This window comes from Pseudomonas oryzicola, from assembly GCF_014269185.2.
Taxonomy (GTDB): Bacteria; Pseudomonadota; Gammaproteobacteria; order Pseudomonadales; family Pseudomonadaceae; genus Aquipseudomonas; species Aquipseudomonas oryzicola.
The window spans coordinates 46,058-63,629 of the sequence record NZ_JABWRZ020000003.1 but is presented as its reverse complement, the minus strand read 5'-3'; the positions used below and the strand labels follow the sequence as shown (position 1 = coordinate 63,629).

Annotated in this window: 18 protein-coding genes; 10 read left to right on the top strand and 8 right to left on the bottom strand. The window is 62.3% G+C overall.

Translation table 11 applies throughout. The features are described 5' to 3' along the window. Positions 1-280 precede the first annotated feature (280 nt). Positions 281-616, top strand: coding sequence for a ComEA family DNA-binding protein (locus HU760_RS22475; RefSeq protein ID WP_186678048.1), 336 nt, complete (start codon positions 281-283; stop codon positions 614-616). A gap of 101 nt (positions 617-717) precedes the next feature. Here the strand turns inward: HU760_RS22475 and HU760_RS22470 are convergent, their stop codons facing one another. Continuing rightward, positions 718-885, bottom strand: coding sequence for a DUF2897 family protein (locus tag HU760_RS22470; protein ID WP_010952850.1), 168 nt, complete (start codon positions 883-885; stop codon positions 718-720). A gap of 180 nt (positions 886-1,065) precedes the next feature. On the opposite strand from HU760_RS22470, the gene pyrF reads away from it, so the two are divergent. Then, a complete protein-coding gene (gene pyrF / locus HU760_RS22465; RefSeq protein WP_186678047.1) occupies positions 1,066-1,767 on the top strand; it encodes an orotidine-5'-phosphate decarboxylase in 702 nt (233 codons plus the stop codon). A gap of 126 nt (positions 1,768-1,893) precedes the next feature. Here the strand turns inward: pyrF and HU760_RS22460 are convergent, their stop codons facing one another. Next, positions 1,894-2,895 carry an NADP-dependent oxidoreductase gene (locus HU760_RS22460; RefSeq protein ID WP_186678045.1) on the bottom strand — a complete coding sequence of 334 codons (1,002 nt, stop codon included), beginning with the start codon at positions 2,893-2,895 and terminating at the stop codon, positions 1,894-1,896. Positions 2,896-3,070: 175 nt separating this feature from the next. Between HU760_RS22460 and HU760_RS22455 the strand changes: the two genes are divergently transcribed. Continuing rightward, positions 3,071-3,832, top strand: a complete 762-nt coding sequence (locus HU760_RS22455; RefSeq protein WP_186678042.1) for an SDR family oxidoreductase — start codon at positions 3,071-3,073, stop codon at positions 3,830-3,832. Between the two features lie 109 nt (positions 3,833-3,941). Here the strand turns inward: HU760_RS22455 and HU760_RS22450 are convergent, their stop codons facing one another. The 5 genes from HU760_RS22450 to HU760_RS22430 form a co-directional block, all read right to left on the bottom strand. Beyond that, complete coding sequence (locus tag HU760_RS22450; RefSeq protein WP_186678040.1) at positions 3,942-4,298, bottom strand: antibiotic biosynthesis monooxygenase family protein; 357 nt, start codon at positions 4,296-4,298, stop codon at positions 3,942-3,944. 310 nt (positions 4,299-4,608) lie between these two features. Continuing rightward, positions 4,609-5,322: a glutamine amidotransferase gene (locus tag HU760_RS22445; protein WP_186678037.1), complete on the bottom strand. Its 714-nt coding sequence runs from the start codon at positions 5,320-5,322 to the stop codon at positions 4,609-4,611. Positions 5,323-5,358: 36 nt separating this feature from the next. After that, the gene (locus tag HU760_RS22440) at positions 5,359-6,417 is read right to left on the bottom strand and encodes a 2Fe-2S iron-sulfur cluster-binding protein (protein ID WP_186678034.1); all 1,059 of its coding nucleotides are present in this window, start codon (positions 6,415-6,417) and stop codon (positions 5,359-5,361) included. Then, complete coding sequence (locus tag HU760_RS22435) at positions 6,414-7,376, bottom strand: AurF N-oxygenase family protein (protein ID WP_186678031.1); 963 nt, start codon at positions 7,374-7,376, stop codon at positions 6,414-6,416. Before HU760_RS22435 ends, HU760_RS22440 begins: the two co-directional genes overlap by 4 nt. 139 nt (positions 7,377-7,515) lie before the next feature. Next, positions 7,516-8,751 carry an MFS transporter gene (locus HU760_RS22430; RefSeq protein WP_186678028.1) on the bottom strand — a complete coding sequence of 412 codons (1,236 nt, stop codon included), beginning with the start codon at positions 8,749-8,751 and terminating at the stop codon, positions 7,516-7,518. Between the two features lie 368 nt (positions 8,752-9,119). Here HU760_RS22430 and HU760_RS22425 point away from each other — a divergent pair, with 368 nt between their 5' ends. Genes HU760_RS22425 through HU760_RS22415 form a run of 3 tightly spaced genes read left to right on the top strand, consistent with a single transcriptional unit; the run spans position 9,120 to position 11,376 of the window. After that, the gene (locus HU760_RS22425) at positions 9,120-10,418 is read left to right on the top strand and encodes a serine hydroxymethyltransferase (RefSeq protein WP_186678025.1); all 1,299 of its coding nucleotides are present in this window, start codon (positions 9,120-9,122) and stop codon (positions 10,416-10,418) included. A gap of 33 nt (positions 10,419-10,451) precedes the next feature. Continuing rightward, on the top strand, positions 10,452-10,649 hold the full coding sequence (locus HU760_RS22420) for a hypothetical protein (RefSeq protein WP_186678023.1): 198 nt from the start codon (positions 10,452-10,454) through the stop codon (positions 10,647-10,649). Positions 10,650-10,704: 55 nt separating this feature from the next. Beyond that, positions 10,705-11,376: a dUTP diphosphatase gene (locus HU760_RS22415; RefSeq protein ID WP_186678021.1), complete on the top strand. Its 672-nt coding sequence runs from the start codon at positions 10,705-10,707 to the stop codon at positions 11,374-11,376. A 1-nt stretch (position 11,377) separates the two neighbouring features. On the opposite strand, the gene pdxR is transcribed toward HU760_RS22415, so the two are convergent. Further along, positions 11,378-12,880, bottom strand: a complete 1,503-nt coding sequence (pdxR, locus tag HU760_RS22410; protein WP_186678018.1) for a MocR-like pyridoxine biosynthesis transcription factor PdxR — start codon at positions 12,878-12,880, stop codon at positions 11,378-11,380. 133 nt (positions 12,881-13,013) lie between these two features. Here pdxR and serC point away from each other — a divergent pair, with 133 nt between their 5' ends. From serC to HU760_RS22390, 4 genes are all read left to right on the top strand, one after another. Further along, positions 13,014-14,096, top strand: coding sequence for a 3-phosphoserine/phosphohydroxythreonine transaminase (serC, locus tag HU760_RS22405; protein WP_186678016.1), 1,083 nt, complete (start codon positions 13,014-13,016; stop codon positions 14,094-14,096). 145 nt (positions 14,097-14,241) lie between these two features. Then, positions 14,242-15,489, top strand: a complete 1,248-nt coding sequence (locus HU760_RS22400; protein WP_186678014.1) for a benzoate/H(+) symporter BenE family transporter — start codon at positions 14,242-14,244, stop codon at positions 15,487-15,489. Then, on the top strand, positions 15,489-16,322 hold the full coding sequence (locus tag HU760_RS22395; RefSeq protein ID WP_186678007.1) for a YggS family pyridoxal phosphate-dependent enzyme: 834 nt from the start codon (positions 15,489-15,491) through the stop codon (positions 16,320-16,322). The genes HU760_RS22400 and HU760_RS22395 overlap by 1 nt, the downstream gene beginning before the upstream one ends. A gap of 53 nt (positions 16,323-16,375) precedes the next feature. Continuing rightward, a complete protein-coding gene (locus tag HU760_RS22390) occupies positions 16,376-17,548 on the top strand; it encodes an aspartate aminotransferase family protein (RefSeq protein WP_186678004.1) in 1,173 nt (390 codons plus the stop codon). Positions 17,549-17,572: the final 24 nt, after the last annotated feature.

The following is a 17,572-nucleotide window of genomic DNA, read 5'->3' as shown; positions in this document are numbered from 1 at the left end:
GGCCTGTAGGAAAAACAACTGCTTTTTGTCTGGATGAAACCTAGGTTAAATGGGAATTCACCTAGTGGCGATTTACCAGCGCCAAGATTTCATCAAGTTAACCTGAAAAATGGCTTAATGCCATTACTTTTGGGTGGAAGAAGTTGCATGTTTCACTGTTGGATTCGGTAACGATTAACGGGGCCACGACGCTGTTTGCACGGTGAGGTAGACGCTAGGGTTGATTGCACAGCCGAAGGAACACGGCTGCTGGAAAATGACCAACCCAAGGAGTACTCACATGCGTAACAATGTTCTGTCGTACCTTTTGCTTCCCCTGTTCGCCAGCCTGTCCTTTTCCCTCAGCGCTGCCCCAGGTAGTGCCACGGCAGCGCCCGAGCCGGTGCCGGTGGTGGGCCAGCAGGTGGCCCAGCAACCGCAGCGGCTAGACCTGAACACGGCTGATGCAGTCACATTGCAGAAGGAGCTGAACGGCATTGGCAAGGCCAAGGCCGAGGCCATCGTGGCCTACCGGGAGGCCAATGGGCCGTTTGCCTCGGTGGATGAACTGCTTGAGATCAAAGGCATCGGCAACGCATTGCTGGAGCGTAACCGGGACAAGCTGATGGTGGAGTAGGGTGGCAGGAGGATGAGCCTGTCGGCTTGAGGTTGCTGGCTGGAACCTGGGGCTGCCATGCAGCCCATCGCGACACAAGACCGCTCCTTGGCGTTGGCCTTCTAGCGGTCTTGCGCATCCTTGGCATCCGCTTCGGCGTTGCGCTCATGCACCTTGCGCAGTTGTTCTTCGGTCAGCGGCAGTTTCTTCGCCGTGTCGCGCAGCAGCATCAGCCCGCCAACGATCGAGCCGAGGGCTATGATGAGTATCAGCCAGGCATACCAGGGCATTGTCGTTCTCCTTTACCGATGATGGGCAGTGCTTGTACGAAATTTGAGCAAATACCCGCTCCGTTGGTTCAATTATAGGAGCCAGGCCATGCCGGGCCAATTCCGTGACTTGCGGGCCCCAAAGCCAGCGTCACTTCGTTTACAATGCGCGCCGTTTTCGACTTGCCAAGAGACCCTGCCATGTCCGCCTGCCAGACGCCCCTGATCGTCGCCCTGGATTTCCCTACCCGTGAGGCCGCCCTGAAGCTGGCTGACCAGCTTGACCCTGCGCTGTGCCGGGTGAAGGTTGGCAAGGAACTGTTCACCAGCAGTGCTTCGGGCATTGTCGAAACCCTGTGCGACAAGGGCTTCGAAGTGTTCCTGGACCTCAAGTTCCACGACATCCCCAATACCACTGCCATGGCGGTGAAGGCGGCGGCCGAGATGGGCGTGTGGATGGTCAACGTGCACTGCTCCGGTGGCCTGCGCATGATGGCGGCCTGCCGTGAGGAACTGGCCAAGCGCAGCGGCCCGCAGCCGTTGCTGATTGGCGTGACCGTGCTGACCAGCATGGAGCGTGAAGACCTGGCCGGTATCGGCCTGGATATCGACCCGCAGGAGCAGGTGCTGCGCCTGGCGGCGCTGGCCGAGAAGGCTGGCATGGACGGCTTGGTGTGCTCGGCGCTGGAGGCCCCGGCGCTGAAGGCGGCGCACCCGTCGCTGCAACTGGTGACCCCAGGCATTCGCCCGGCGGGCAGCGCGCAGGATGACCAGCGCCGGATCCTCACCCCGCGTCAGGCCCTGGATGCAGGCTCGGATTACCTGGTAATCGGCCGTCCGATCAGCCAGGCCGCCGACCCGGCGCAGGCGCTGGCAGCGGTGGTGGCGGAGATTCGTGGGTAAGTTGCCAGCCTGAGGTGCTCGCCTTGAGCGCCATAGTGCCGGCGAAATCGAGCGCCGCCCGCGTGGCGCTCGATCTACCAGGTGCTAAATCTCCCAGGGCCTGCACCCGCAAGCCCAACCCCGCAGTCAAACCTTCAGCACCAGTTTGCCAAAGTTCTCCCCACTGAACAGCTTCAGCAATGTCTCGGGGAAGGTCTCCAGCCCGTCCACCACATCCTCCTTGCTCTTCACCTGCCCGCTGGCCAGCCACCCGGCAATCTCCTGCGCGGCCTTGCCGTAGTCCTTGGCATGGTCCATCACCACGAAGCCTTCCATGCGCGCACGGTTCACCAGTAGCGACAGGTAGTTGGCCGGGCCTTTCACCGCTTCCTTGTTGTTGTACTGGCTGATTGCGCCGCAAATCACGATGCGGGCCTTGAAATTGATGCGGGTCAGCACGGCATCGAGGATGTCGCCACCCACATTGTCGAAATACACATCGACGCCTTGCGGGCATTCGCGCTTGAGCCCAGCCAGCACGTCCTCGGCCTTGTAGTCGATCACCCCGTCAAAGCCCAGTTCGTCCTTCAGGTACTGGCACTTTTCGGCACCGCCGGCAATGCCGACCACGCGACAACCTTTGATCTTGGCAATCTGCCCGACAATGCTGCCCACCGCACCAGCCGCACCGGAAATCACCACCGTGTCGCCGGCCTTGGGCTGGCCGACTTCCAGCAGGGCGAAGTAGGCGGTCATGCCAGTCATGCCCAGTGCCGACAGGTAGCGGGGCAGGGGCGCCAGGCTGGGGTCGATCTTGTGCAGGCCCTGCGCATCGCCGGTGAAGTAGTCCTGCACGCCCAGGGCGCCGCTTACATGGTCGCCCGGCTTGAAGCCGGGGTGGTTGGACGCGACCACCTCGCCAACGCCCAGCGCGCGCATCACCTGGCCGAGGGCCACGGGCGGGATGTAGGACTTGCCCTCGTTCATCCAGCCGCGCATGGCCGGGTCCAGCGACAGATACAGGTTGCGTACCAATACCTGGCCTTCACCGGGTTGTTCGGCAGCAACGGTCTCGAAACTGAAGTCGTCGCGGCGCACGGCACCGACCGGGCGTTTGGCGAGCAGGAAGCGGCGGTTGGTCTGGGTCATGGCGGGTCCTTGTGAGCAGTGAAGGGGTAAGGCGTTCAATCTACCCTGTTGATGTAGGCAGGTCCGTAACATCACTGACAAGCATGGTAGCCCAACCGAAGGGGTGATGATGCTGCCCGGCCGGGTGGTTGCTGACTATGCTCTGAACCCCACCCAGCACTCTCAGGAGCACGCGATGAGCATGACCTTTTCCGGCCAGGTCGCCCTGGTCACCGGCGCTGCCGCCGGCATCGGCCGGGCAACCGCCCTGGCTTTCGCACGGGAGGGCCTGAAGGTGGTGGTGGCCGACCTCGACCCGGTCGGCGGCGAGGCCACTGTGGCGTTGATCCGTGCGGCGGGTGGCGAAGCGTTGTTCCTGGCCTGCGACGTTACCCGTGACGCCGAGGTGCGCCAGTTGCACGAGCGCCTGATTGGCGCCTATGGCCGGCTGGACTATGCCTTCAATAACGCCGGTATCGAGATAGAGCAGGGCCGCCTGGCCGAGGGCAGCGAGGCAGAGTTCGACGCCATCATGGGCGTCAATGTCAAGGGCGTGTGGTTGTGCATGAAGTACCAGCTGCCGTTGCTGCTGGCCCAGGGTGCTGGCGCGATCGTCAATACCGCTTCGGTGGCAGGGCTGGGCGCGGCACCGAAAATGAGTATCTACAGCGCCTCCAAGCACGCGGTGATCGGCCTGACCAGGTCGGCAGCCATCGAATATGCCAAGAAAGGCATCCGGGTGAATGCGGTGTGCCCGGCAGTGATCGATACGGACATGTTTCGTCGTGCCTACCAGGCCGACCCACGCAAGGCCGAGTTCGCTGCCGCCATGCACCCGGTAGGGCGCATTGGCAAGGTGGAAGAGATCGCCAGCGCGGTGCTGTACTTGTGTAGCGATGGTGCGGCGTTTACCACCGGCCATTGCCTGGCGGTGGATGGAGGGGCTACGGCGATCTGATCTTGATGGGCTGGGGTATTTGCCGCAGCGTATTCAGCGCCTGTGAGATCGAGCGCCACGCAGACGGCGCACGATCTCACAGGCGCTGAATACCTTGCGGCTAACGGTCTTACGCTGGTGTTTCTTCGCCATCGAAAACGACGTTATGCGGCGCCTGTGCGCGCTCGGTCATGCCGTAGTCGCGCAGAACCTCGGTGACCCGTACGCGGTAGTTGTGGAAGATCTTGTTACGGCCGGCCCTTTGCGCGTTCAGGTGCGCCGAGACGTTGCGCCAGTCTTCCACCGCTTTCATGTCACGCCAGTTGGTGACCGACATGACTTTCTTCGGGTTCTGGGTGCTCTGGAAACACTCGACACCCAGGAAACCTTCCATATCTTTGAGCAGCGGGGTCAATTTGTTCACCAGGTCGACGTAGACCGGCCCCTGGCCTTCGACCGCTTCCAGTTCAAACATTACTACGATCATCGTTGACTCCTCATCTTGCTTCTTATTGATAAAACGGACTTCCTGGTCCACCAACAGGTGAGCACCCTGGCTTGAACGAATAACGAGAAGGTCGCTGGGACAAACTGCACAGGCTTTCGGTTTCCTTGAGAAAGCCTGGCAAGTGCGACTGATGATGACGTGCCGCAAGCAGCACCTCCCACCTTCCTTGGTTCGTCGGGAGTCATGTTCCTTGTTGTGGTTTGCCGGTCGATTTATACGGTGGAACCTGCGTGGTCTGCCATTCCAGTTCTGCTGGGCCCGACAGACCACTTTGCCACGAGTGGTTGGGTCACCCCATGTGCGTGGCGGTGGTGAGGTTGGCCAGCCACTGGCCGGTCACCTCCCGTGCTGCCTGGCTCAGACGATCGCCGAGCGCGGCGGCATCGGCCCGCAGCTTGCTGGGGTCGATGCCTGCCATGCCCAGTTCGCAGGCATGCCCGACCAGCCACTGTTCCAGTTTGTTCACGTCTGCTTCCAGATGAAACTGCAGGCCTAGCACGTTGGAGCCGATGGCAAACGCCTGGTTGGCGCCAATGGCGGTGCTGGCCAGGTGCACGGCGTCGGCCGGGATGTCGAACTGATCGCCGTGCCAGTGCAGAACCGGGGTGTCACGCAATGCCGCCAGCGGCGATTGCTGGCCTGCCATGGTCAGCGTCAGGGGGCTGAAACCGATTTCCTTGACGCCCAACGGATAGACCCGGGCGCCGAGGGCGCGGGCAATCAGCTGGGCACCCAGGCAGATACCCAGTATCGGGGTGCCTGCCTGCAGGCGCTGGCGTACTGCCGCCAGTTCCCCTTGCAGAAACGGGTAGACCAGTTCGTCGTAGGCGCCGACAGGGCCACCCAGCACGATCAACAGGTCGGCCTGCTGGATCTGTGGAGTATCCAGCGGGGCCTGGGTAGCGTCCACGTAGTGCAGCTGATAGCCGTGTTCTGCCAGTACGGCATCGAGCGAACCGACGTCTTCGAAATGGATGTGGCGCAGAGCAATTGCTGTTTTCATGAGAGCAATCATCAGTAGAAAGGCCGGTGGAAAAATTCAGGCGGTAGGGTTCAGCTCGACAGTGATGTTCCCCGACAGCGGGAACGTACAGCACGCCAGGGCATACCCCTCATGCTTGTCCTGATCACTGAGGCAGAAGTCGGACTCGAACTTGCACTCACCGTCCGACACCTTGATCCGGCAATTGCCACAGATTCCCGAGCGGCACAGGCTGCGCACGGCGATGCCGCTGGACTCAAGCATGTCCAGCAGGCTTTTGCCCGCTGGCAGTTCCAGTACCTGGTCGCTATCGTGCAGGTGCAAACGCACCGAATTGCCCGCCTGGGCGTGTTCCGGGCCGGCTGGCTGTGCTGCTGCCGGTGGCGTAAACGACTCGATCAGCAACTCGCTGTCGGGAAACATCGCCAGGCTGTGCTCGCGAAAACCCTGGGCAAACCTGTGGCTGCCGCAGATGACCACCGCATCGGGCTGGCCCAGCAGGCTCAGGCACTGCGCCGTCGGCCGCCCGGCGCGGAAGTGGCCGTTGTTTCTGACAGGCTCCCGGGTGACGTATACATGCAGGCTGAACCACGAGGTGCTCAGGTCCAGCTCCAGTAATTCGTGCAGGAACGGGATGTCGGCAATGCTCGGAACGCACAACAGCAGCGTTACCTTGGGTACCGTCTGGCCGTTGCGTGCGCGCTTCACCAGTTCACGCAGCAAGGCGATCGGCAAGGTGATGCCGATGCCGCCGGCAAGCATGCCGACCTGCTCATGGTCGATGATCGAAGCCACCGAAATATCACCCGCAACGAATTGCAGTGGCGCTGTCACGCCCTCTTGCAAGGTGGCATGCAGGTGGTCCGAAACGCCCCCGCGGCCTTCGCGCTTGACTGCGATCTCGAACAGGTCGCTGGCATCCTTGCGGGTAATCGAGTACAGCCGCTGTTGTTCGATGCCGCTGGTGTCCGGGTATTGCAAGGCGATGTGCTTGCCAGGTTCGAGGCTGCCGAGAAACTCGGCATGGGCGCCCTGGGCGCTCAAGGTAAAGACCTTGATGCCAGCGGTTTCACTGGTAACACGCTCGCAACGTGCATGCAGGGTCATGGCATTCATGCGTAGGCCTCTTCATGCAGGGCGGCGATGGCGCTTTGCGAACTGCCCAGGCCTTTGCCGGTAAGGCCGATGCGGTTGATCAGGCTTTCGACCGAGTCGGTGTAGACGCTGATTTCGTTGCTGTCGCCAACGTCATTGAGGATCTCCCGGGCGTTGGGGAAATCGAGCATCGAGAACACCGTACCCCACGCGCCCAGTTCGTTGTTGGCGAACATCTGCACGGTCTTGAGAATGATCGACCGCAGGTACTCGCGCTCCTTGCGGCTCAAGCCATGGACGATATCCGTGGCAACGAAGCTGAAGACGCTGGAATGGCTCCACTCGTCCATGGCGTGGGTGCGGGTAACTTCGTGACAGATGGCCTGGATCGAGGTGTCTTCGGCCATGGTCTTGAGGTAGTCGGTGATCAGCGTCTCACTGGCGCAAGCGATGGCGAAACGGGTCAGCCGGCGCTCCCACTCGGCGTTACAGTTGGCCAGCAGGCCTTCGCGCCAGGTCACCAGGTTGAAGGCAGTAAAGTCCAGCGGCGCCAGCTTGCGCATGGCGTAGATGTAGTTGCAGGCCATGATCGACATCCGCGTGTGCAGCGCCTCGTCCAGCAGCGCCTGCGACATCACGTCCTGCAGCAGCATGCGGTTGTGACTGGGTGGCGGCGTCTTGATGATGTCCTCGCAGGCGGGCACCACGACGTTGCATTCGATGTAGATGGTTTTGAGGTTGTAGATGCCCCAGGCATAGGACAGGCATTTCGATTGCAACGCTTCAGGGGCTTCCTGCCAGGCCTGGTGGTTGCGAAACGGTAGCAATGAGGCAGTGAAATCTTGCTTGTCCGGGTCAAAGGCCAGGTTCCAGTAGTCCGGTAGTTCCTGGTTGACGGCGGCGCGGTTTTTCCAGAGTGTGGACAACTTCGTCAGCATGCTATGAACAGCATCGTCGTTGTCACAATTCAAACGTTCCATGTTTAATTTCCATTGGTCAGGCTGTTGTTGTTTTAAGGCATAGATAGGCGGCAATGGCTGAGCCTTCACTCATCATCACCGGTCCTGCTCCGTTGCCAGAACAGGGGAGGCGCGATTTCATCGATGCTCCGCGACGACGTCAAGAAGGTTTGACGCAGAGCACCGGGTCTTTGCGGGTTCTGAACCTGCTCAGGTACCACTCCTGCATCAAGGTCAGCACAACGGTCAGGCTCATGAACGCCACCGAAGCCCAGAAGATACCGTTGGGGTGGCCATGGTCGAGCAGCCAGCCAAAGCCGATCGGGCCGACTGCACCACCGATGTTGAAACCGGTGGAGACGATGCCGAAGGTTTTCCCTTCTGCGCCTTTGGGCGAGGCCGCGCGCACCAGCATGTCGCGCGACGGGGCGATCACACCGGTGAGAAAACCGGTGATGCCCAGGGTGATGGTCAAAGCCAGGCCACTGAGGCTGGCCGTCGCGACAAGCGCTGTGAGCAGCGCCGCCAGGCCAAAGGCGCTAGCGGCAACCACGCCGTGACGCTTGGTGCGGTCGGCCAGGGCGCCTCCGCAGAGCACACCGAAGGCACTGGCAAACAGGAAGGCGGTGAGCGCCGAGTTGGCCCAAGGCAGGGTTGCGCCCTGGCCTTGCATCAGGGAGGCAACCGAAAACTTTTCAATCGCGCTGGTGCTGAGGTTAAGCAGCACGAACAGTACCGTCAGGGTCAGGATCATCGGTGACAGCAGCGACCGCGGGCGGGCACCATCGGTGCCAGAGGAATTCCCGAGGGCGCTCGGTTCGGCGTGCAGTGGTCTCACGCGGGTGATGCCCGAACCCGGCACCAACAGTAGCGCCAAGGCGGCAAAGCCCGCTAGCGCGGCTGCGGCAAAAGCCAGGCGTGGTTCGCTGGCGGTGGCCACCCCAAGCAGGAAGACTGGGGCAATGGCCGCACCGAGAAAGCCGGCAAAGGTATGTACCGAGAAAGCCTTGCCCATGTGCGCGGGGGCGATGCCCTGGGCTAGCAGGGCATAATCGGCAGGGTGGTAGACGGCATTGGCGACACCGGCCAGGGCCATGGCGATCAGCAACCAGGTGTAGGTTGGAAACAGTGCGATCAGCAGGAAGCTGAAGCTGCCCAGGGCTACCCCGGCGATCAGTACGCGGCGCCCGCCGTAGTGGTCGACGGCATAACCCATGGGGGCCTGTACCAGGGCGGTGACGATATTGAAGATACTCAAGGCCAGGCCCAATTCCACATAGCCCACGGCAAATAGCTGCGGCAGCACCGGGAACAACGCCGCCAGCGCCATGATGTGCAAGTGACTGACCCAGTGCGCTGTCGCCACTTGGGGCAGCAGTCCGATACGAATCGACATGGCTCAACTTTTCTCGATCTGCGTGATGGCTTCACGCGGGAAAATGCCCTGATCCCTCTACACCGCTTGTCGGCGACGGCCGCGGATGCTCGGCCAGGATCGTTTCGGCACCGATCTTAGGCAGGATATGGTCTAGCGTGATAGTCCATTTTTTTTGATGTCACCAGACCACTTTAAAGCAGGCAGGCAAACCCACGGCTCGCCCAGCCCTGTCGGCGTCGCGGCCCTGGTGCAGAAAAGTGGTCTGCAAAGTTCGCTTGAACTGGTATATCCCGCCTGTGTGCAGGCCGGTAGGGTAGGTTGATGAACAAGCCCCAAGCGCTGGCAGTGTGGCTTGTTATTTCACCTACATCGAGACAGGAGTCCCCATGCCGCACATTGCCTACACAGACGGTCACGCGCTGCCTGTGGTCAGCTCTATTGCCTTGCATCAGGCCGATCGTGAGATCTGGCGGGCTATCGACACCGAGCGGCAGCGCCAGATGCACTCGATCGAACTGATTGCCTCGGAGAACTTCGTCAGCCGTGCGGTGCTGGAAACTCAGGGTTCGGTATTGACCAACAAATATGCCGAGGGCTACCCGGGTCGCCGTTATTATGGCGGCTGCCTCAACGTCGATGTGGTCGAGAGCGTCGCCATCGAACGCGCCCGGCGCCTGTTCGATTGCAACTATGCCAACGTCCAGCCGCACTCGGGCAGCCAGGCCAACCAGGCCGTTTTTCTTGCGTTGCTTTCCCCGGGCGACAAGGTCCTCGGCCTGGACCTCAAGGCCGGTGGGCACCTGACCCATGGCGCCACATTCAACATGTCAGGGCGCTGGTTCCAGGCCCTGAGCTACGGGGTAGACCCGCTCAACCACAGGGTCGACATGGATGAAGTCGAGCGCATTGCCCGGCAGGAGCGGCCGAGGCTGATCATCGTCGGCGGCTCGGCCTATTCGCGCACCCTGGACTACGCCCGTTTCCGGGCAATCGCCGACGAGATCGGAGCGTTCTTCATGGCCGACATGGCCCATGTCGCCGGCCTGGTCGCCGGCGGTGCCTTCGCCTCCCCGGTGCCCTTCGCCCACGTCACCACGACCACCACGCACAAGACCCTGCGCGGCCCGCGCGGCGGCATGATCCTGTGCAACGACGAAGCCATCGCCAAGAAAATCAACGCTGCGGTGTTCCCTGGCATGCAGGGCGGCCCGCTGATGCACATCATCGCAGCCAAGGCGGTGGCCCTGGGCGAAGCCTTGCAGCCCTCGTTTCGCACCTATGCCCAAGCCGTGGTGGAGAACGCCCAGGCGCTGTGCGGGCGCCTGGCTGAAGGCGGTCTGTCGATCGTGTCCGGAGGCACGGATTGCCACCTCGGGGTCGTCGACCTGCGCCCGTGGGGGCTGGCTGGCAATGTCGCCGAACACGCCCTGGAGCAGATCGGCATCACCCTGAACAAGAACGCCGTGCCCAATGATGAGGCGCGCCCGACCATAACGTCCGGCATTCGCCTGGGCAGCGCCGCGTGCACCTCGCGAGGGATGGGCTGCGATGAGTTCCTGGAGATCGGCGACATGATCCTGGCGCTGCTCGGCGGCGTACGCAGTGGCACCATCGACCGACGAACCGAGAACTCCATCCGCGAGGGTGTCGCCGACCTGACCCGGCGTTTTCCACTGCCTTACTGAGGCCCGATAGGCTATTGCAAAAAGGACTTTTCAATGCCGGACAAAAACTACAATGGCCAGCCCAGCCAGCCCGTTCTGATGCCCGCTGTGCTTGGCGAGCTCGTGCTCGTCAGCGAGTCGCAGCTGGCATCCATGGAGCTGAGCGTGGTCGCCCGTGTGCAGGCGATCAAGCGTGCCTGGCTTACTGCACAGGTCCATAGCCTGCTTATGGATTACGCCCTTGGGCACTAGGGGGCAGGTCATGAAAGGAGCCCCGACCTTGACGCTGAATTTGAAGGAACACACGATGACTCCCTATTCCGAGTGCGAAAACCTGCTGACCCAGATGCTTGATCTGCAGCGCTCGATCAACAGCATCATCAATCCGCACTGGCGCAACGCCCGGCAGCAGTATTACCGGGCGATCTGGATAGAATCAGCGGAACTGGCCGATCACCTGGGCTGGAAGTGGTGGCGGCAAAACGAATGCAACCTGCAGCAGGTGCATCTTGAACTGGTCGATATCTTCCACTTCGGCCTGTGCGACCTGTTGATGCGCTGGCCCGAAGACCAGCCGCCACCCGCAGCTGCGGTCAACGCCATGACCCGGCTGTTGCCCCTGCGCCACCCGGCGCCAAGCGAAAACATCCTCCGCTGCCTGGAAGACTTCGCCGGACTCTGCCTGCAAACGCGACGGTTCGATATCGCGGCGTTCTGCGAGTTGGCCGGGCAGTGCGGGCTGTCGCTGCATGGGTTGTTCAAGTCGTATGTCGCCAAGAATGCCCTCAACCGTCTGCGCCAGGAGCGTGGTTACCAGACTGGTAACTACCGCAAGACCTGGGCCGGGCGCGAAGACAACGAATGGCTGGCCGAGCTGCAGGCCAGTGTGCCGTTCTCTGCCCAGCACTATGGTGCCGATATATTCGCCGCTTTGTCCTGTACCTACGATGAGTGCCAGGCAAGGGAGGCGGTGGCCTGAGCTACTTCTTGTTCAGGGCATTGGCCAGGCGCAGCATCGCCGCTTCGATTTCATAGGCGGTGAGTGACGAGTATCCCAGCAACCAGCCCTGTTTTTTCTCTTCGCCAGCGTACAGCCGGCTCAGCCCTGGCAGTTGCACGCCGGCACTGGCAGCCTGGCGGATGGTCTGTTCTTCCGACCAGCCATCGGCCAGCAGGCAGGGAATCTGCAGGCCGCCTTGCGGACGCAGGGCGACTGCGATGCCGTCCAGGTGCTTGGCGATGGAGTCGAGCATGATCGAGCGGCGCCCGGCGTAGAGCTTGCGCATGGCGCGTACGTGGGAGTTGTAGTGGCCGTCCTCCATGAACCGCGCCAGGGTCAGCTGGAGGATTTGCGGGGTGTGGCCGTCCATGATGCTGCGCGCACAGCTGAAGGGCTTGACCAGTTCATAGGGCAGCACCATGTAGCCCATGCGCAGGCCGGGGTAGAGGGTCTTGCTGAACGTGCCCAGGTAGATGGTCCGTTGGTACTTGTCCAGGCCCTGCACGCAGGCGGTGGGCAGGCCGTCGTAGTGGAATTCGCTGTCATAGTCGTCCTCGATGATCCACTTGCCGTGCTCAGCGGCCCAGTTGATCAGTTCCAGCCGCCGCTCCAGCGGCAGGGTCGCACCGGTGGGGTATTGATGCGACGGCGTCACATACAGGCAGTTGGCACCGCTGCGGTCAGCCTGCAACAGGTCGGTGCGGATGCCCTGGTCATCGACGTCGATCGGTACGACCTTGGTCTCCGCAGTTTCAAATGCCTTGCGGGCGCCGTAATAGCCGGGGTTCTCCAGCAGGATCGGCTTGCCGGCATCCGCCAGCAGTTGAGCGCAGAGGAATAGCGCTTGGCGGGTACTGCTGAGTACCAGGACCTGGTCGGGCGAGCATTTGGCACCACGCTCAAGGTTCAGGTAGGTGGCGATGGCCTTGCGCAGCGGCTCGGCACCTTGCGGGTCGCCGTGCAAGAGGACGCTGGCGCGGTAGTCCTTCATGGCCTGGCGCTGCAGGCGCTCCCAGACATCGGTGGGGAAGGTGCGGGTTTCCGGCAGGCCGGTGGCGAAGGCCTTGATCACCTGTGTGTCGCTGATGCCGCCGCTGTCAAAGATCATCTGCCCGCGCCGACTGAGGCCAGGGCCGGCAGGCGCAGTTTCGCTGCGACGGGTGTCTTGCTGCTTCATGCGTCGGCGTGCTGCGCCACGCAATTCGGTACCGACGTTTTCCGATACGTAGCTGCCCGAACCTTCGCGGCGGCTGATGAAGCCGTCCCGGTGCAGTTGCACGTACGCGTTCTCGACAGTATCGCGGGCCACCCCCAGCGACTTGGCCAGGACACGGGTAGCCGGCAATTTGAGGCCGGGGTCCAGGGCGCCATCAAGAATCAATGAGCGCAGGGCGCGCTGGATCCGTTGATGCAGGTCGAGCAACTGAAACTCGGCGTCGCCCAGCCGCATCTTCAGGGTCTCAAGCTCGAAGGTCTTGGTCATGTGGTCTGCCTCAAGCCTTTAAAATGGCCTACAAAGGCAGGCCATTCTATCCGTAGACTCTGTTCGTCGCCAGTGCAATGCCACAGGCGCTCCCAGGCCTTTATGGCGAGATTGAACAGGGGTTGGATAAAGCATGGCAAGGTCACACAATTTCAGCGCAGGGCCTACGGCGCTGCCGATCGAAGTGCTTCGGCAAGCTCATGATGAGTTCTTCGACTTCGCCGGCACCGGCATGTCGGTGATGGAAATCAGCCACCGTTCCGAGGTGTTCATGGAGATCGCCCATGAGGCCGAGCAGGACCTGCGCACGATACTCAAGGTGCCTGACCGATACCGGGTGCTGTTCGTCCAGGGCGGGGCATCGCTGCAGTTCGCCCAGGTGCCGATGAACCTGCTGGGTGCCAAGGGCAGTGCCGATTACCTGCACACCGGGCTGTGGTCGGGCAAGGCTATCGAAGCGGCGCGGCGTTATTGCGATGTGCGCGTCGCCGCCAGCAGCGCGGCCACCGGCTTTGATCGTGTCCCGACGGTGGGGGAGCGCAACCTCGACAGCAACGCCGCCTACCTGCACTACACCGAGAACGAGACGGTGCATGGCGTGCAGTTTGTCGATGTTCCCCAGACCACTGTGCCGCTGGTGTGCGATGCCTGTTCGAGCCTGCTGTCCAAGCCCATCGACGTGGCCCGCCACGGCCTGATCTACGCCGCCGCGCAAAAGAACATGGGGGCGGCCGGTATTACCGTGGTGATCATCGACGAGGCACTGCTCGACCGCGCCCTGGCACTGACGCCGGACATCCTCAGCTATGCCCGGATCGCCAAGGCCGACTCGATGCTCAATACCCCGGCGACCTTCCCCTGGTACCTCACCGGCCTGACCCTGAAGTGGATCATGCACCAGGGCGGTATCGAGCGGATTCACCAGATCAACCAGGCCAAGGCCGAACTGCTCTACCGCACCATCGATGACAGCGAAGGTTTCTACCACAACCCCGTGCAGGCGCCTTATCGCTCGCTCAACAACGTGCCGTTCACGCTCGCCGACCAGACCCTGGAGGACACCTTTCTGCGCCTGGCCGAACAGTCCGGGCTAAATGGGCTGAAGGGCCACGCCTCGGTCGGCGGCATGCGCGCCAGTATCTACAACGCGGTATCGCTGCCGGCGGTCGAGGCCCTGAGCGATTTCATGAAAGATTTTGCCCACGTGCACGGTTGAGGCCAAGCCAGTCGGGAGACTGATGTGGTCCGCCAAGTGGTCTGGACGACCCAATGAAAGTGTAGGGGCTAGACAGGCCAGTGCGGCGCTATAAATCGATTTCCAGTCGGGGCTTGCACCCCGCTTTGCAAGGAGCACACAAATCATGCCTTCAACACCCTCCAGATCTGCATTGCGTCTGAGCGATCTGACCCACCCGATCGTCGCCGGGCTGATCTCGGTGATCGTCAACTATGGCGGTACCTTCATCCTGGTATTCCAGGCCGCCAAAGTGGCAGGGTTGAGCCCGGAATTGACGGCATCCTGGGTCTGGTCGGTGTCCATTGGCGTCGGCGTGACCGGGTTGTTCCTGAGCTGGGTCTCGCGCGAGCCGATCATTACCGCCTGGTCGACCCCGGCAGCGGCATTTCTGGTCGTGGCCCTGTCGACTACGCCCTACGCCGAAGCGATCGGCGCTTACCTGATTTCCGCCGCCGCCTTCGTGCTGCTGGGCTTGTCCGGTTATTTCGAAAAGGTCATCCGCTTGATTCCCCCGGGCGTTGCCGCCGGGTTGCTGGCCGGGATCCTGTTGCAGTTCGGGATCGGTGCCTTCGGCGGCATGAGCATCGACCCGCTGCTGGCCGGCCTGCTGATCGTCGCCTATGTGGTGCTCAAGCGTTTTACCGCTCGCTACGCGGTGGTCGGCATCCTGGTGCTGGGCCTGGCCTTCCTGCTCACCCAGGGCCGGGTCGACCTCTCGGGGCTGCAGCTGCAGTTCGCCGCCCCCGTGTTCACCATGCCGGTGTTCTCGCTCAATGCCTTGCTCAGTGTCGCCTTGCCGCTGTTTCTGATCACCCTGACCGGCCAGTACATGCCCGGCATGCTGGTGCTGCGCAATGATGGTTTCAGCACCAGTGCCAACCCGATCGTCACGGTAACCGGCCTGGGATCGCTGTTGATGGCCCCGTTCGGTTCCCATGCCTTCAACATCGCAGCGATCACTGCGGCTATCTGCACCGGCAAGGAAGCCCATGAAGAGCCGTCCAAACGTTGGGTCGCCGGTATTGCCGCCGGGGTCTTCTACATCCTCGTGGGGATCTTCGGGGTAACCTTGGCTGCCGTGTTCATGGCCTTCCCGGCCACCTTCATCACCACCCTGGCCGGCCTGGCGCTGCTGGGCACCATCGGTGGCAGCCTGGCCAGCGCGATGGCAGATGCCAAGTCCCGCGAGGCGTCGCTGATCACCTTCCTGGCGGCCGCCGCCAACATCACCTTGTTCGGTATCGGCGGCGCGTTCTGGGGGTTGCTGATCGGCCTGGTCGCCTACGCAGTACTCAATGGCCGGCTGCCTCGCCGCCAGGCCGCCGCCAACCCAACCGTCGAAGTCGCAAGCAGCAAAGGAGCCGCCAACTGATGACCAGCCTTCTGCAACAGGCCACGAATGCTGACACCATGACCCTGCATGAGCGCCACGGGCGCTACCCGCAGGCCAACACGGTCGAGGATTTTCGCCGCAACCTGGCCGCCGTGCAGCAACGAATCGCCGATGCCTGCCTGCGGGTCGGCCGCGACCCGGCGAGTGTGCGCCTGCTGCCGGTGAGCAAGACTTTCGACGAGGCCCATCTGCGCCTGGCCTATGCCGCCGGTTGCCGACTGCTGGGCGAAAACAAGGTGCAGGAGGCCCAGCGCAAGTGGGAAGCGATGAGCGACCTGAGCGACCTGCAATGGTCGGTCATCGGCCACCTGCAGACCAACAAGGCCAAGCAGGTGGCACGTTTTGCCTCGGAGTTCCAGGCGCTGGATAGCCTGCGTGTGGCTGAGGCGCTGGATCGACGCTTGCAGGTCGAAGGCCGGCAGCTGGATGTATTCGTGCAGGTCAATACCTCTGGCGAGGTCAGCAAATATGGCCTGGCGCCCGAAGCTGTTGCCGATTTTCTGCAAGCCTTGCCAGCGTTCCCGGCCCTGCGGGTTCGCGGCTTGATGACCCTGGCGCTGTTTTCGGCCGACGTTGCCCGCGTGCGCCCGTGCTTCGTTCTATTGCGCGAGTTGCGTGAGCAACTGCGCCAGCAGGCGCCGGCGGGAATCAGCCTGGACGAACTGTCGATGGGAATGTCCGGCGATTTCGAGATCGCCATCGAGGAGGGCGCCACCGTCGTACGCGTCGGCCAGGCCATCTTCGGTGCCCGGGCGATGCCCGATGCCTATTACTGGCCGACTGCGGATGCCCGTCCCGCTGATGGCAAGTAGCACCTGCAGTGCTCATTCAAGCTTTGATCCACGACCTACTGGAAGGAATGCCAATGACCTCATCACCCTCGTACCTCATGCACACCTATGCCCGTCAGCCCGTCTTGTTCAGCCGCGGTGAAGGCGCGCGCCTTTGGGACACGGAAGGGGTCGAGTACCTGGACGCAATCTCCGGCGTGGCGGTCACCAGCCTCGGTCATGCAAACCCCGAAATTGCCACGGCCATTGCCGAGCAGGCCAGCCAGCTGTTGCATACCACCAACATGTTCCGCATTCAGTGGCAGGAACAGCTGGGCCAACGCCTGTGCGAAAAGGCCGGCATGCAGCGGGCGTTCTTCTGCAACTCCGGCGCCGAAGCCAACGAGGCCGCGCTCAAGCTTGCCAGGTTGCATGGCAATGCCCGCAAAGTCGCCCAGCCACAGGTGCTGGTCATGGAAAACAGTTTTCATGGACGCACCCTGGCGACGCTCGCGGCCACCGGCAACCCGGCCGTGCAGCGCGGCTTCGAGCCGCTGATGCCGGGCTTTTTGCGCGTGCCCTATGATGACATCGAAGCCGTGCGCCAGGCCGCGGCGCAATCGCTAGGTATTGTCGCGGTGCTGGTTGAAACGGTGCAGGGCGAGGGCGGCGTCAATCCGGCATCGACTGCCTACCTGCAGGCCCTGCGTCAGGTTTGCGACGAGCACGACTGGTTGCTGATGATTGACGAAGTGCAGACCGGCATGGGTCGTACCGGCGAGTGGTTTGGCTTCCAGCACTCGGGGATCAAGCCGGATGTCATCACCTTGGCCAAGGCATTGGGCAACGGCTTCCCTATTGGTGCCTGCCTGGCACGGGGCAAAGCCGCAGAGCTGTTTTCCCCGGGGCACCACGCTTCGACCTTCGGCGGCAACCCGCTGGCCTGCCGGGTTGGTTGCACGGTGTTGAACATCATGGAACGCGAGAACAGCCCGCAACGTGCTGCCAGCCTTGGCCGGCGCTTGCTGGCAGGCCTCCAGGAGGCGCTGGCCAACCACCCTGAAGTCCTCAGCGTGCGCGGTTTGGGCCTGATGGTTGGGATCGAGTTGAACCGTCCCTGCACCGAGCTGGTGGGACGGGCACGAGATGAACAACACCTGCTGATTACCGTTACCCGTGGCACCACGATTCGCTTGCTGCCACCGCTGATCTGCGATGAGGCACAGATCGACGACATCGTCGTGCGCATCAGCCGTTTGCTGGCGTAGCCGGCACCGCTGGCAGCTATTTCT